The organism is Citrobacter gillenii, from assembly GCF_013337685.1.
Classification (GTDB): Bacteria; Pseudomonadota; Gammaproteobacteria; order Enterobacterales; family Enterobacteriaceae; genus Citrobacter; species Citrobacter gillenii.
The window spans coordinates 18455-32195 of the sequence record NZ_SUQN01000004.1 but is presented as its reverse complement, the minus strand read 5'-3'; the positions used below and the strand labels follow the sequence as shown (position 1 = coordinate 32195).

At 52.7% G+C, this 13741-nt stretch carries 16 protein-coding genes and 1 pseudogene; 10 read left to right on the top strand and 7 right to left on the bottom strand.

The window, feature by feature from the left end:
• Positions 1-20 precede the first annotated feature (20 nt).
• Complete coding sequence (slyA, locus tag FCH32_RS09950) at positions 21-461, bottom strand: transcriptional regulator SlyA (RefSeq protein WP_269473706.1); 441 nt, start codon at positions 459-461, stop codon at positions 21-23.
• Positions 462-654: 193 nt separating this feature from the next.
• Here slyA and FCH32_RS09945 point away from each other — a divergent pair, with 193 nt between their 5' ends.
• From FCH32_RS09945 to FCH32_RS09935, 3 genes and pseudogenes are all read left to right on the top strand, one after another.
• A complete protein-coding gene (locus FCH32_RS09945) occupies positions 655-891 on the top strand; it encodes a DUF1656 domain-containing protein (RefSeq protein ID WP_096757148.1) in 237 nt (78 codons plus the stop codon).
• A gap of 2 nt (positions 892-893) precedes the next feature.
• The gene (locus FCH32_RS09940; protein WP_117343063.1) at positions 894-1757 is read left to right on the top strand and encodes an efflux RND transporter periplasmic adaptor subunit; all 864 of its coding nucleotides are present in this window, start codon (positions 894-896) and stop codon (positions 1755-1757) included.
• A pseudogene (locus FCH32_RS09935) lies at positions 1754-3794 on the top strand (FUSC family protein). The gene FCH32_RS09940 and the pseudogene FCH32_RS09935 overlap by 4 nt, the downstream one beginning before the upstream one ends.
• On the opposite strand, the gene sodC reads toward FCH32_RS09935, so the two are convergent.
• From sodC to FCH32_RS09920, 3 genes are all read right to left on the bottom strand, one after another.
• Positions 3770-4291, bottom strand: a complete 522-nt coding sequence (gene sodC / locus FCH32_RS09930; protein WP_115258570.1) for a superoxide dismutase [Cu-Zn] SodC — start codon at positions 4289-4291, stop codon at positions 3770-3772. The pseudogene FCH32_RS09935 and the gene sodC overlap by 25 nt on opposite strands.
• 80 nt (positions 4292-4371) lie before the next feature.
• Entirely contained in the window at positions 4372-5268 is an 897-nt protein-coding gene (locus FCH32_RS09925) for an aldo/keto reductase (RefSeq protein WP_174360830.1), read from the bottom strand.
• A gap of 49 nt (positions 5269-5317) precedes the next feature.
• Complete coding sequence (locus FCH32_RS09920; RefSeq protein WP_137362581.1) at positions 5318-5557, bottom strand: DUF1289 domain-containing protein; 240 nt, start codon at positions 5555-5557, stop codon at positions 5318-5320.
• A gap of 101 nt (positions 5558-5658) precedes the next feature.
• Between FCH32_RS09920 and FCH32_RS09915 the strand changes: the two genes are divergently transcribed.
• The 4 genes from FCH32_RS09915 to rnt all read left to right on the top strand — a co-directional run bounded on the left by FCH32_RS09915 (position 5659) and on the right by rnt (position 8661).
• Positions 5659-6258, top strand: coding sequence for a TetR/AcrR family transcriptional regulator (locus FCH32_RS09915; protein WP_174360829.1), 600 nt, complete (start codon positions 5659-5661; stop codon positions 6256-6258).
• A gap of 58 nt (positions 6259-6316) precedes the next feature.
• Positions 6317-7414: an alkene reductase gene (gene nemA, locus FCH32_RS09910; RefSeq protein WP_096757155.1), complete on the top strand. Its 1098-nt coding sequence runs from the start codon at positions 6317-6319 to the stop codon at positions 7412-7414.
• Between the two features lie 97 nt (positions 7415-7511).
• Complete coding sequence (gene gloA, locus FCH32_RS09905) at positions 7512-7919, top strand: lactoylglutathione lyase (protein WP_115258575.1); 408 nt, start codon at positions 7512-7514, stop codon at positions 7917-7919.
• A gap of 94 nt (positions 7920-8013) precedes the next feature.
• The gene (gene rnt / locus FCH32_RS09900) at positions 8014-8661 is read left to right on the top strand and encodes a ribonuclease T (protein ID WP_096757157.1); all 648 of its coding nucleotides are present in this window, start codon (positions 8014-8016) and stop codon (positions 8659-8661) included.
• Between the two features lie 50 nt (positions 8662-8711).
• Here the strand turns inward: rnt and grxD are convergent, their stop codons facing one another.
• Entirely contained in the window at positions 8712-9059 is a 348-nt protein-coding gene (gene grxD, locus FCH32_RS09895) for a monothiol glutaredoxin 4 (RefSeq protein ID WP_003832760.1), read from the bottom strand.
• 332 nt (positions 9060-9391) lie between these two features.
• Between grxD and FCH32_RS09890 the strand changes: the two genes are divergently transcribed.
• Both FCH32_RS09890 and sodB read left to right on the top strand, forming a co-directional pair.
• A complete protein-coding gene (locus FCH32_RS09890) occupies positions 9392-10222 on the top strand; it encodes a C40 family peptidase (protein WP_117343058.1) in 831 nt (276 codons plus the stop codon).
• A gap of 127 nt (positions 10223-10349) precedes the next feature.
• On the top strand, positions 10350-10931 hold the full coding sequence (gene sodB, locus FCH32_RS09885; protein WP_174360828.1) for a superoxide dismutase [Fe]: 582 nt from the start codon (positions 10350-10352) through the stop codon (positions 10929-10931).
• Positions 10932-10971: 40 nt separating this feature from the next.
• Here the strand turns inward: sodB and FCH32_RS09880 are convergent, their stop codons facing one another.
• Positions 10972-12141 (bottom strand): MFS transporter, encoded by a 1170-nt coding sequence (locus FCH32_RS09880; protein ID WP_115258577.1) that lies wholly within the window; start codon positions 12139-12141, stop codon positions 10972-10974.
• A gap of 178 nt (positions 12142-12319) precedes the next feature.
• Positions 12320-12409 carry a cytochrome bd-I accessory subunit CydH gene (gene cydH / locus FCH32_RS09875; protein WP_072036634.1) on the bottom strand — a complete coding sequence of 30 codons (90 nt, stop codon included), beginning with the start codon at positions 12407-12409 and terminating at the stop codon, positions 12320-12322.
• Positions 12410-12706: 297 nt separating this feature from the next.
• On the opposite strand from cydH, the gene purR reads away from it, so the two are divergent.
• The gene (gene purR / locus FCH32_RS09870; RefSeq protein WP_096757161.1) at positions 12707-13732 is read left to right on the top strand and encodes an HTH-type transcriptional repressor PurR; all 1026 of its coding nucleotides are present in this window, start codon (positions 12707-12709) and stop codon (positions 13730-13732) included.
• Positions 13733-13741 lie beyond the last annotated feature (9 nt).

Here is a 13741-nt window from a genome sequence, read left to right as displayed (position 1 = left end):
GCCACACGTAGATTTTCGCATCAGCCCTGAGACTGTAGCTCAATAATATTGTGTTCCAGTCGGGCAACCAGTTTAATCAGCAGATTAATTTCCTCGGTTGAAATCCCTTCCAGAATCTCTCCACGCGTTTTGTTGATAACCGCTTCCATATCAGCGATCAGCGGCTCGGCTTTCTCCGTCAGTTTAATTCTCTTTGCTCGACGATCGCTGGCGCAAGTCTGTCGTGAAATGAGTCCCTTTTCTTCCAGTTGGTCGAGCGTACGCACCAGAGAAGGCTGCTCAATCCCTATCGCTTTAGCCAGCTGGATCTGCGATTGATCCGGTGGCAGCTGATGAATGTTGTGCAGCGTCACCCAATGCGTCTGCGTCAACTCCAAAGGCTTCAGGCGATGGTCAATCAGAGCACGCCAAATGCGCACCAACCGTGCCAGATCAGAACCTAGTGGCGATTCCAATTTCATCTCCTTATAATTAGCTTGCTAAGTTGTTATGCTGATTTTAGAATAGTGTGCAGCATTTGTATTCCCAAAACAAATGTATTGCCAAATTTGCTTACCGGATGACATTTTTTCAGACATTATGCGTTAAAGAGACTGATTGTCCCTTTTTTTGCTAAACCTATAGCAATGCTCTCTTCCGTCAAGGATTTTGCCCGTGAAGTTTATGTTTAATGCAACAGGATTGCCCCTACAAGATTTAATGATCGGTGCATCTGTCTACTTCCCTCCACTTTTCAAAGCGTTTATCTGCGGATTTATCTTCTGGTTGGTTGTTCATCGCGTACTGCGCGACTGGATGTACTCCGGCGAAATCTGGCATCCCTTGTTAATGGATCTGTCGCTCTTTGCGCTTTGCGTGTGTCTGGGCTTTGTTATGCTGATTGTGTGGTGATTATGTCGCTCAAAACCGTTAAATACTTCTCCACTATTATAGTCGCAGTTGTTGCCGTTCTCGCGGGTTGGTGGATGTGGAATTATTATATGCAGTCTCCCTGGACGCGCGATGGCAAAGTTCGTGCGGAGCAGGTCAGTATCACCCCACAGGTTTCCGGCAGCATTACCCAACTCAATATTAAAGATAATCAGTTTGTTAATGCAGGCGACGTGCTGTTTGTTATCGATAAGACGCCGTTTCATATTGCTGAACTGAATGCACAGGCGCAGCTGGCGAAAGCACAGTCCGATCTGGCAAAGGCTAATAACGAAGCCAATCGCCGCCGTCATCTGTCGCAAAATTATATCTCTGCCGAGGATCTGGACACGGCCAACCTCAACGTGAAAGCGATGCAGGCAAGCGTGGAGGCAGCTCAGGCCCAATTACGGCAAGCGCAGTGGCAATTGACCCAAACGGAAGTTAAAGCTCCTGTCGCTGGTTGGGTGACGAATCTTTCTACACGCGGTGGCGATTATGCCAGTACCGGTAAACCCCTGTTTGCGCTGGTCGACAGTCGTTCATTTTATGTGATGGGCTATTTTGAAGAAACCAAGCTCCGCCATATTCGCGAGGGCGCACCGGCGCTGATTACATTGTACAGCGGCAATATAAAGTTACAGGGTCACGTTTCCAGTATTGGTCGTGCGATTTACGATCAAAGTGTAGAGAGTGATTCCGGTCTGATTCCTGACATCAAACCCAACGTACCGTGGGTGCGTCTGGCGCAACGGGTGCCCGTGCGTATCGAATTTGACGCACTACCGCACGATGTCACACTGGTTTCAGGTACCACCTGCAGCGTGTCGATTGGTCAGAAAAAATGAAACGGCTTCACCTGACGCCGGGCAATTTACCGTGGTTGAAAGCCAACGCGGCACAGTGGCGTTACGCGCTGCGAAACACCATCGCGATGTGCCTGGCGTTAACATTCGCCTATTACCTAAATCTGGATGAACCCTACTGGGCGATGACCTCCGCTGCGGTGGTTAGTTTTCCCACCGTGGGCGGTGTCATCAGCAAAAGTCTGGGCCGCGTGGCAGGCAGTTTGCTTGGTGCCACGGCGGCATTGATTATTGCTGGCCACACCCTCAATGAACCGTGGTTATTTTTACTCAGCATGTCGGCCTGGATTGGTTTATGCACCTGGGCCTGCGCGCACTTTACCAACAACGTGGCCTACGCGTTTCAACTGGCAGGCTACACCGCGGCTATTATTGCGTTTCCGATGGTCAACACCATTGAGGTTACGCAACTGTGGGATATTGCCCAGGCGCGCGTGTGCGAAGTGATGGTCGGGATACTCTGCGGGGGCATGATGATGATGATCCTGCCCAGCACGTCTGATGGTACAGCGTTGCTGACGGCGCTGAAAAACATGCACGCGCGTTTGCTGGAACATGCCAGCTTACTCTGGCAACCCGAAACCACCGATGCGATCCGCTCAGCCCACGAAGGGGTAATCGGCCAGATTCTGACCATGAATCTGCTGCGTATTCAGGCATTCTGGAGCCACTATCGCTTTCGACGGCAGAATGCCCTGCTCAATTCACTGCTGCATCAGCAACTGCGTCTGACCAGCGTGATCTCCAGCCTGCGCAGAATGCTGCTTAACTGGCCAGATCCTCCTGCTCACACCCGGGAAGTCATCGAACAGCTACTCAGTGCACTGGTGAAATCCGAAACCAATAGCTACACGGTAGCCCGCATTATTGCCCCCCTGCGTCCGCAGGATTCCCACGACTACCGGCATGTCGCCTTCTGGCAACGGCTACGTTATTTCTGCCGAATTTACCTGCAAAGCAGCCATTATCTGCATTTGCTGGAAAAAGGCGTGACCGCCGAGCGCATCAGCGTGAACCGCACGCCGGGCCTGGCCCGCCATACCGACAACGCGGAAGCCATCTGGAGTGGGTTACGTACCTTCATCACGTTGATGGTGATTGGCGCGTGGAGCATCGGCGCACAATGGGAATCCGGCGCGGGTGCGCTGACGCTGGCGGCGATTAGCTGCGTACTGTATTCCGCCGTTGCCACCCCGTTCAAATCACTCTCACTGCTGATGCGCACGTTGGTGCTGCTATCATTGTTCAGCTTTGTGGTGAAGTTCGGTCTGATGGTACAAATTACCGACCTGTGGCAATTCATTCTGTTTCTCTTCCCACTGCTCGCCACCATGCAACTGCTAAAGCTGCAAATGCCTGCTCTGGCGGGGCTTTGGGGGCAGTTGATCGTCTTTATGGGATCGTTTATCGCCGTAACCAATCCGCCGGTGTATGACTTCGCCGATTTCCTGAATGATAATCTGGCAAAAATAACCGGCGTAGCGTTATCCTGGTTGGCCTTTGCTATCCTGCGGCCAGGCTCAGACGCGAGAAAGAGTCGTCGTCATATTCGCGCCCTGCGCCGGGATTTTGTCGATCAGCTCAGTCGGCATCCGGCACACAGCGAACATGAATTTGAGTCGTTAACCTATCATCATGTCAGCCAGCTCAGTAACAGCCAGGATGCGCTGGCGCGGCGGTGGTTATTACGCTGGGGCGTCGTGTTGCTGAACTGCTCGCATGTGGTGTGGCAGCTGCGCGCCTGGGAAGCGCGCTCCGATCCGTTGGCCCGCGTCAGGGATGTGTGTATTTCACTGCTGCGCGATGTGATGAACGAGCGTGGCGTCCAGCAGCGTCCACTGAATGCCACGCTTAACGAGTTACAGCGCATCTGCGATACGCTTGCCCATCATCATCAGCCTGCCGCACAAGAGCTGGCGGCGCTTATCTGGCGTTTACACTGTTCGTTGTCTCAGCTTGAACAGGCTCCGCCGCCAGGCACGCTGAGCCGTTGATTATTTGATAACCCCGCAGGCGTAACGCGCCCCGCCACCGCCTAGAGGTTTTGGCTGATCGGACATGTTATCGCCACCCACATGGACCATCAGCGCCTTACCTTTGACCTCATCCAGTGATTTCAGGCGTGGGGCGGTAACAGCCGTTGTGGCGTGACCTTCGGCATTGACCACCAGCAACGGTAGGTCGCCCATGTGCCCAGCCCCCTCCGGACCTTCATGTTTTCCGGTTTTATGCGGGTCAAGATGTCCCCCTGCCGATTCAGCGGCAGAAGCTTTGCCTTCTTTAATCGCAGGCTGACAGCTGCCGTTGGCATGGACATGGAAACCATGTTCTCCTGGCGGCAGTGCTTTCAGGTCAGGCGTAAACGCCAGCCCTTGCGCAGTTTCAGAAATAGTTACTGAACCAATCGACTGACCTACCCCTTGCGAAGTCACCAGGTTCATCTCAACTTGCTCACTGGCAGCCTGTGCGCCCGCACAGGCCAGTAAGGTGATTATGGCGATACTCAAACGCTTCATACGACCTCCGTCACTATGTGTCTGACTGATAAGTGTAAACCAGTGACGCAATTTTGAGCGACGGAACGCCGAAAACGCGATTACGGTACGTCGTAACCCAACGAGGCTTTACGGATACGGAACCATTGCTGGCGGGACATGGTTAACGATTCGGCCTCAATAGCAGCGCGAACACGCTCAATTTTCCCTGAGCCAATAATCGGCAGCGGCTGTGACGGTAGACGGAGGATCCACGCATAGACCACCTGCTCAATGGACTGCGCATTCAATTCTTGCGCAATGACGGCGAGTTCATTGCGCAGCGGTTGGAAAGCATCATCATTGAACAGTCGTCCACCACCCAGACAGGACCAGGCCATTGGCCGGATACGCAGTTGTTGCAGCTGATCTAAGGTGCCATCCAGCAGCAGTGGCTGATGCACCGGGGAAATCTCAACCTGATTGGTTGCCAGCGTAAACGGCAGACGTGATTGCAACAGGGAAAACTGCGCAGGCGTAAAGTTAGACACGCCAAAATGACGCACTTTGCCGCTATGATGCAGTTTCTTAAACGCCTCAGCCACTTCGTCGGCATCCATCAGCGGATCGGGACGATGGATCAAGAGCAGATCAATATGGTCGGTCGCCAGCAGTTTCAGCGACTGCTCCGCGCTGGCAATAATATGGTCGCTGTCGGTGATGTAGTGACCGAGGGTATTTTCCGCCCGTGCCGTGGTGGCAATACCGCATTTGGTCACGATCTGCATTTTTTCACGCAGATGCGGAGCCAGCTTCATCGCCTCGCCAAACGCCGCTTCGCACTGGTATCCACCATAAATATCAGCGTGATCGACGGTGGTTACGCCCAGGTCAAGATGTTCTTCAATAAAGCTGACGAGCTGGCGCGCGGACATATTCCAGTCCATCAGCCGCCAGTACCCCATGACAAAGCGAGAAAATTCCGGGCCTTGCGGCGCAATAGTAATACGCTGAACCATAGCAGCTTCCTTAACAATGAGTGTGCATCGAGTATACGCAATTACGCTTTTAAAAGAGTGAAGGTTGTTGCGGTTCTTCTGACGGGCTGGGTTTGTTTGCACGTAATTTACGCATCAGACGCTGACGACAAAGACGCAGCACATCCTGCTTTTCGGCATCGCTCATTTTCTGCCAGTTAAAGCGCTCATCCCGGCTACGAAAACATCCACGGCAAAAGCCGCGTTCGTCGGACTGGCAGATCCCGCGGCACGGGCTCTGGACGGGGAAAAACTCCAGCTGTTCGGCCACATCCCCTCCTTACGTAAGATAGTTATACCTATTGAAGACGCTAACTGAATTTCTGGCAAGCGCTATTGCATTAGACCGACTGGTCTATTACACTCCGTGCCATGAACAAAGCAACTGAACACGACACACGCGAACATCTTCTGGCAACCGGCGAGCAGCTTTGCATGCAGCGCGGTTTCACCGGTATGGGTTTAAGCGAACTGCTGAAAACCGCCGAGGTGCCCAAAGGGTCGTTTTACCACTATTTTCGCTCTAAAGAAGCGTTCGGTGTTTCCATGCTTGAACGCCATTACGCGGCCTACCACCTTCGGCTGGCCACACATTTAGCGTCGGGTGCCGGTAACTACCGCGACAGAATCCTCGCCTACTATCAGGAAACCCTGAATCAGTTTAGTCAACACGGCATTATTAGCGGTTGCTTAACGGTCAAACTGTCGGCTGAAGTATGCGATCTCTCTGAAGATATGCGTACGGCGATGGATAAAGGCGCTCGGCACATTATTACCCTGCTGGCGCAAGCGCTGGAAAAAGGTCGCGACACACACTGCCTGTCGTTTAGCGGCGAACCGCTGCAGCAAGCGCAGGTGCTGTATGCGCTGTGGCTCGGGGCCAACCTGCAGGCCAAGATGTCTCGCAGTGCCACCCCACTGGAAAATGCGCTGGCACACGTTAAAAACATTATTGCAACGCCTGTCGTTTAACAGGCGTTTTTATTTACCCAATCGCTAGACGACCGGTCTATTCATACCTGGAGTTAATATGTCATCTGAAAAATTGTTTTCCCCGCTGAAAGTAGGAGCCATCACGGCGGCCAACCGCGTATTTATGGCCCCACTGACGCGCCTGCGTAGCATTGAACCTGGCGACATCCCAACTCCGCTGATGGCCGAGTACTATCGCCAACGCGCCAGCGCTGGTCTTATCATCAGCGAGGCCACTCAGATATCTGCTCAGGCAAAAGGCTACGCCGGTGCGCCGGGATTACACAGCGCAGCACAAATTGAAGCCTGGAAAAAAATCACCGCCGCCGTCCACGCTGAACAAGGTCATATTGCCGTACAGTTGTGGCACACCGGTCGTATCTCTCACGTCAGCCTGCAGCCGAACGGACAACCGCCAGTTGCCCCTTCCGCCATCAGCGCCGGTACCCGTACCTCGCTGCGCGATGAAAACGGTCTGGCAACGCGTGCCGACACCTCAATGCCGCGCGCCCTGGAAACCGACGAAATCCCGGGCATCGTCAATGATTTCCGTCAGGCCATCGCCAACGCACGCGAGGCTGGCTTTGACATGGTTGAGCTGCACTCTGCCCATGGCTATTTGCTACACCAGTTCCTGTCACCCACCTCTAACCAGCGTACCGATCAGTACGGCGGCAGCGTCGAAAATCGTGCACGTCTGGTGCTGGAAGTCGTTGATGCCGGTATCAAAGAATGGGGCGCAGACCGGATTGGCATCCGCGTATCCCCAATCGGCTCTTTCCAGAACGTTGATAACGGCCCGAATGAAGAAGCCGATGCGTTGTACCTGATTGAACAGCTGGGTAAACGTGGTATCGCTTATCTGCACATGTCCGAACCAGACTGGGCCGGCGGAGAGCCGTATAGCGATGCGTTCCGCGAGAAAGTTCGCGCGCGTTTCCACGGTCCGATTATTGGTGCTGGTGCCTACACCCCGGAAAAAGCAGAAGCGCTGATTGAGAAAGGGTTGATCGACGCCGTCGCCTTTGGCCGCGCCTATATTGCCAACCCGGATTTGGTCGCACGTTTGCAGCACAAAGCAGAACTGAACCCACAGCGCGCAGAGAGTTTCTACGGCGGCGGTGCAGAGGGTTACACGGATTATCCGACCCTGTAATTGCGCAATCTCCGTTCTGGCATTGATAGCGGCGCAACAACGCCGCTATACTAAAACAACATATTGAATGTACTAGCCATTTTTGAAGGGGAAAAAGATGCGTTTACTTCATACCATGCTGCGCGTAGGTGACCTGCAGCGTTCCATCGAATTTTACACCAACGTGCTGGGCATGAAGCTGCTGCGTACCAGTGAAAACCCTGAATACAAGTATTCTCTGGCCTTTGTCGGTTACGGTCCTGAGACCGATGAAGCCGTCATTGAGCTGACCTACAACTGGGGCGTCGACAAATATGACCTGGGCACTGCCTACGGCCACATTGCTCTGAGCGTAGACAACGCCGCAGAAGCCTGCGAGCGCATTCGTCAGAACGGCGGCAACGTGACGCGCGAAGCGGGTCCGGTCAAAGGCGGGACGACGGTTATCGCATTTGTAGAAGATCCGGACGGTTACAAAATCGAACTGATCGAAGAGAAAGACGCAGGCCGCGGCCTGGGTGACTAACCTCCCCTCGGGCGCAGATCGTCTGTGCCCGTAGTTTTATACTCATCATTTTGTCATAATACGCGCTGCAATTTTCCCGTATTAAGAGACCCAGATGTCCGATAACGCTCAACTTTCCGGTCTGTGTGACCGTTTTCGTGGTTTTTATCCTGTCGTCATTGATGTAGAAACAGCAGGATTTAACGCCAAAACCGATGCGCTGCTCGAGATTGCAGCCATCACGCTGAAAATGGATGAACAAGGCTGGCTGATGCCGGACATGACGTTGCATTTCCACGTCGAACCGTTTGAAGGGGCAAATCTGCAACCAGAAGCACTTGCGTTTAACGGTATTGATCCGAGCAACCCGCTGCGCGGCGCGGTCAGCGAATACGACGCCCTGCACGCCATATTCAAAATGGTGCGTAAAGGCATCAAAGACAGCGGCTGCAATCGGGCGATTATGGTTGCGCATAATGCCACCTTCGATCACAGCTTCATGATGGCAGCCGCCGAACGCGCCTCGCTGAAGCGCAACCCATTTCACCCGTTTGTGACCTTTGACACTGCGGCCTTAAGCGGTCTTTCGCTCGGGCAAACCGTACTGTCTAAAGCGTGTCTGGCTGCAGGAATGGAGTTTGATGGCAACCAGGCGCACTCTGCGCTGTATGACACCGAACGGACGGCAGTGCTGTTTTGCGAAATCGTTAACCGCTGGAAACGCCTTGGTGGGTGGCCCCTGCCAATGCCTGAAGAGGCATAAGCGGACCATAAAAAAAGCGACCAGACTGGTCGCTTTTTCGTTTCTGCTGATTACTCAGCGTCCGGCTCTTCGGTTTTGTACTTCGCCGCAGTCTCTTTGATAAGCTGCTGCAATTCACCGCGCTGGTACATTTCGATTAAAATGTCGCAGCCGCCAACCAGCTCACCATCAACCCACAGCTGCGGGAAGGTTGGCCAGTTTGCGTATTTCGGCAACTCGGCGCGAATATCCGGGTTTTGCAGAATATCAACATAAGCAAAGCGTTCACCACAGGCAGACAGCGCCTGCACAGCCTGAGCGGAAAAACCGCAGCTTGGCAGTTTTGGAGAACCTTTCATGTACAGGAGAATCGGGTTTTCAGCGATCTGGCGCTGGATTTTTTCGATAGTGGTGCTCATTATCTTGCTTCCTTAACTTCTTTTACGGCAGTAGTCTGACATTGTAACGGGTCTGACTGACAACGGAAAATAACATTTTTCTTACGGTTATTATTTTATCGCCAGTCGCCATAAGTTGCATTCAGAATCTTACTTATCCCTTTTATGCACAAGGAATTGATTATCCCTTCGCCAGTATTGGCGTTGATTGCTGTTTTTTTTTGCGGTCGGTAACGAAACACTATTTTAAACAAAAAAAGCTATTAACTTTCCCCGTTTCTATAGATTAGAATCATCAAGTTTTGAAAATCACACGCAGGCATGATAGACCTGCCCTAACAGAGGACTGCTCAGTGGCGCGGATAAACCGGATCTCGATCACGCTCTGTGCTTTGCTTTTTACCACACTCCCTTTTACGTCAGTGGCCCATGCTTCCAAGCAGGCCAGGACGACACCTGCCGTTTCCCATACGCTCAAAACGGTAGATAAAAAGAAAAGCGCGACAGCCAGTAAAAAAGTCACACAAACCAGCAAGAAAACGGCAAAAAAAACCACCAGTAAATCCAGCACCAAAACCGCTTCCTCTTCCAAAAAACGCACCGCGACACCTGCAAAAACAACCAAAACGGTCAACCGTCGCAGTAAAGTCGCAACAACACAAACCGCTGCGGTCACCTGGACTGAAAAATGCACCCCGCGCAAAGGTCACAAGCCGCGCTGTGTAAAAGTAAAATCAACAGCCCCGGTAGCCCTCGCTGATGCCCATAAAGTGAAAGTGCAAAAAGCGACCAAAACCGCGATGTCTACTCTGATGAACCAGATCGGTAAACCCTACCGCTGGGGTGGCTCTTCGCCGAGAACCGGTTTTGATTGCAGTGGTCTGGTTTATTACGCGTATAAGGACCTGGTGAAGTTCCGCATTCCGCGTACTGCCAATGAAATGTACCACCTGCGCGACGCGGCACCGATCGACCGCGATGAACTGAAAAACGGCGATTTGGTCTTCTTCCGTACCCAGGGCCGCGGCACCGCCGATCACGTTGGTGTCTACGTTGGCAACGGTAAGTTTATTCAGTCACCACGTAGCGGTCAGGAGATCCAAATCACCTCCCTGAGTGAAGATTACTGGCAGCGCCACTATGTGGGCGCTCGTCGTGTCATGACGCCAAAAACAATTCGCTAAAATCTTACCCTACAGTATATGCTGTAGGGTAAGTTCTTCTTTTGCATAACCTTTCAATTTGCTACCCTATCCTTACTCACAATGAGGCTATTGTGTGTACTCAATATAAATAATAAGGAGAGAAGCAATGTCGTTCGAATTACCTGCATTACCGTATGCCAAAGATGCTCTGGCGCCGCACATTTCTGCTGAAACGCTGGAATACCACTATGGCAAACACCACCAGACTTACGTTACTAACCTGAATAACTTGATCAAAGGCACGGCGTTTGAAGGCAAATCACTGGAAGAGATCGTACGTAGCTCTGAAGGTGGTGTGTTTAACAACGCGGCTCAGGTCTGGAACCACACCTTCTACTGGAACTGCCTGGCACCCAACGCGGGCGGCGAACCGACCGGTGAACTGGCTGAAGCCATTGTTGCATCTTTTGGTAGCTTCGCTGACTTCAAAGCGCGATTCACCGATGCGGCGATCAAAAACTTCGGCGCTGGCTGGACCTGGCTGGTAAAAGGTACTGATGGCAAACTGGCTATCGTTTCCACGTCAAATGCCGGAACACCGCTGACCACCGATGCAACGCCGCTGATGACCGTTGATGTGTGGGAACACGCCTACTACATCGACTATCGCAACGCGCGTCCTGGCTACCTGGAACATTTCTGGGCGCTGGTGAACTGGGAGTTTGTTGCGAAAAACTTCGCAGCATAAAAATGATAACGCAGAAGGGACTCCCTTCTGCGTTTTAGCGTTAGTTCGTGACGCTGCAGGCCTCGTCAGGCTGTTTTCTCGCGGAGACAAAGACCAGTAGCAACGCCATCCCAGCCACAATTGCCCCCATCACCGGGACAAAACTGTAACCTAAACCACCCGATATCACTGCGCCACCCGCCGCCGCACCTAGCGCATTCCCCAGATTAAACGCACCAATGTTGACCGAGGATGATAAGCCCGGCGCGTCGCTGGCAACGCGCATCACACGCATCTGTAACGGCGGAACTACCGCAAAGGTTGCCGCACCCCAGACTACCATGCTGATGGCTGCACCCAATTCACTACGCGCCAGTAACGGGATTGCCAGCATAATCACCATCAATAGCAGTAAGAAGCCTTTCAGCGTGCCGTTGACTGAGCGGTCCGCCAGCTTGCCGCCCAGATAGTTACCGATTGAGAACCCGACGCCAATCAGCACCAGCATTCCGGTTACAAAGGCAGGCGTGGCATGGGTGATGCTATGTAGCACCGGTGAAATATAGGTATAGAGCGTGAACATCGCACCGGCGCCCAGCACAGTAGTCAGCAACGCTGACACCACCTGCGGGCGCATGAGCACCGCCAGCTCTCTGCGCACGTTCGGGCGCTCCCCTGCTCCGCCTTTCGGCAACGAGAAGAACAGGCTGACCATCGAGATAACCCCCAGACCCGCCGTTGCCATAAAGGACATGCGCCAGCCGATGGTTTCACCCAGCCAGGTCGCTGCAGGAACGCCACCAATATTGGCGATGGTGAGTCCCATAAACATGGTGGCGACAGCGCTGGCCTGTTTGTGCTTTGGCACCACGCTTGCCGCTACAACCGAGCCGAGACCAAAAAAGGCCCCATGGTTAAGACTGGTCAGAATACGCGACAGCATCAGAGTAGTGTAATCGGGAGATAACGCCGACAGCACGTTGCCGAGCGTAAAAATCGCCATCAGAAAAATCAGCGCATTGCGGCGCCCGCGATGAGAAAGCAATAAGGTCATTAACGGTGCACCGACCATCACCCCTACCGCATAGGCGCTAATTAGCATCCCTGCCGCCGGAATCGAGACATCGACGCCTTTAGCGATGACGGGTAATAACCCCATCGGAGAAAACTCTGTCGTGCCGATACCAAACGCCCCTATCGCCAGCGCCAGTAGTGGATAATTTATTTTCATACAGCGACTCCGTAACGTCGAGCCGTGGCACGACACAGAATAAGAGTCAAAAGCATGACATTGATCGCAAAAATAATAAAGTTAACAAAAATGCAAAAGACTTTTGCTTATTTGCAAACAATAGCAGTGGGAGGACGGGTTGGCGGGATGAGGGAGATAGCTCTCCCTCGGCGATACATCAATGCAGCGCGGCGGTTAAACCACTGGCAACAATCAAACCCAGAACAATAATGGTGGTGACTAACGAAAATTTCAGATCGGTGCTCATCAAGTTTTCTCCTTTTTATTCCCACACAAAAAGTGATATTGCGCATTTTTGCACACTTGAAGGTAAAAATCTCTCACGATTTATATTGATAAATGCTTTTAACTCTTCCCCTTTTCGTAAAGATCAGACAAAATTCCACGCTTACTTGATTAGCGTACCGGCCATTGACCCCTTCCTGACGTTCCGTGTCGTTTTCCTGGCGTACCGCAACCCTGATGTTGCGCGAAGGGTGTGTGAAGGCAAACGTTTACCTGGAGTATTCTCAGGAACTTAGGATATGGTCTGGAGTGAGATGTAATGGCAACAATTAAAGATGTAGCGAAGCGAGCAAACGTTTCCACTACAACCGTATCACACGTAATTAACAAAACACGCTTTGTCGCGGAAGAAACGCGCAATGCCGTCTGGGCAGCAATTAAAGAACTACATTATTCCCCAAGCGCGGTGGCACGCAGTCTGAAGGTGAATCACACTAAATCGATTGGCTTGTTGGCGACCAGCAGCGAAGCCGCCTACTTTGCGGAAATCATCGAAGCCGTTGAGAAGAACTGCTTCCAGAAAGGCTATACGCTGATTCTGGGCAACGCGTGGAACAGCCTCGAGAAACAGCAGGCCTACCTCTCCATGATGGCGCAGAAGCGCGTAGATGGTCTGCTGGTGATGTGTTCTGAATACCCGGAACCTCTGCTTTCCATGCTCGAAGAATATCGCCATATTCCGATGGTGGTGATGGATTGGGGCGAAGCCAAAGCCGATTTTACCGATACGGTCATCGATAACGCCTTTGAAGGCGGTTATATGGCAGGCCGTTATCTGGTTGAACGCGGTCATCGCGAGATTGGTGTGATCCCAGGACCTATGGAGCGTAACACCGGCGCCGGACGCCTGGCGGGCTTTATGAAGGCGATGGAAGAAGCGCTGATTAAAGTGCCTGACAACTGGATTGTCCAGGGCGATTTTGAGCCTGAATCCGGGTATCGCGCCATGCAGCAGATCCTCTCCCAGTCGCACCGCCCGACCGCCGTCTTCTGTGGTGGTGATATCATGGCGATGGGCGCGCTTTGCGCCGCTGACGAGATGGGCCTGCGCGTCCCCCAAGATGTGTCGCTGATTGGTTACGACAACGTGCGTAACGCCCGCTTCTTCACCCCGGCATTAACCACCATTCATCAGCCAAAAGATTCGCTCGGTGAAACGGCCTTTAACATGCTGTTAGACCGTATCGTGAATAAACGCGAAGAGTCACAGTCTATTGAGGTGCACCCGCGCCTGGTAGAACGTCGCTCCGTGGCCGATGGTCCGTTCCGCGATTATCGTCGTTAATCTGTTGTG

What these genes read in the sequence shown, in the direction of transcription:
- slyA (WP_269473706.1), bottom strand. Translation starts at nt 461, where the DNA reads ATGAAATTGGAATCGCCACTAGGTTCTGATCTGGCACGGTTGGTGCGC.
- FCH32_RS09940 (WP_117343063.1), top strand. Translation starts at nt 894, where the DNA reads ATGTCGCTCAAAACCGTTAAATACTTCTCCACTATTATAGTCGCAGTT.
- sodC (WP_115258570.1), bottom strand. Translation starts at nt 4,291, where the DNA reads ATGAAGCGTTTGAGTATCGCCATAATCACCTTACTGGCCTGTGCGGGC.
- FCH32_RS09925 (WP_174360830.1), bottom strand. Translation starts at nt 5,268, where the DNA reads ATGGTTCAGCGTATTACTATTGCGCCGCAAGGCCCGGAATTTTCTCGC.
- FCH32_RS09915 (WP_174360829.1), top strand. Translation starts at nt 5,659, where the DNA reads ATGAACAAAGCAACTGAACACGACACACGCGAACATCTTCTGGCAACC.
- nemA (WP_096757155.1), top strand. Translation starts at nt 6,317, where the DNA reads ATGTCATCTGAAAAATTGTTTTCCCCGCTGAAAGTAGGAGCCATCACG.
- gloA (WP_115258575.1), top strand. Translation starts at nt 7,512, where the DNA reads ATGCGTTTACTTCATACCATGCTGCGCGTAGGTGACCTGCAGCGTTCC.
- rnt (WP_096757157.1), top strand. Translation starts at nt 8,014, where the DNA reads ATGTCCGATAACGCTCAACTTTCCGGTCTGTGTGACCGTTTTCGTGGT.
- grxD (WP_003832760.1), bottom strand. Translation starts at nt 9,059, where the DNA reads ATGAGCACCACTATCGAAAAAATCCAGCGCCAGATCGCTGAAAACCCG.
- sodB (WP_174360828.1), top strand. Translation starts at nt 10,350, where the DNA reads ATGTCGTTCGAATTACCTGCATTACCGTATGCCAAAGATGCTCTGGCG.
- FCH32_RS09880 (WP_115258577.1), bottom strand. Translation starts at nt 12,141, where the DNA reads ATGAAAATAAATTATCCACTACTGGCGCTGGCGATAGGGGCGTTTGGT.
- cydH (WP_072036634.1), bottom strand. Translation starts at nt 12,409, where the DNA reads ATGAGCACCGATCTGAAATTTTCGTTAGTCACCACCATTATTGTTCTG.
- purR (WP_096757161.1), top strand. Translation starts at nt 12,707, where the DNA reads ATGGCAACAATTAAAGATGTAGCGAAGCGAGCAAACGTTTCCACTACA.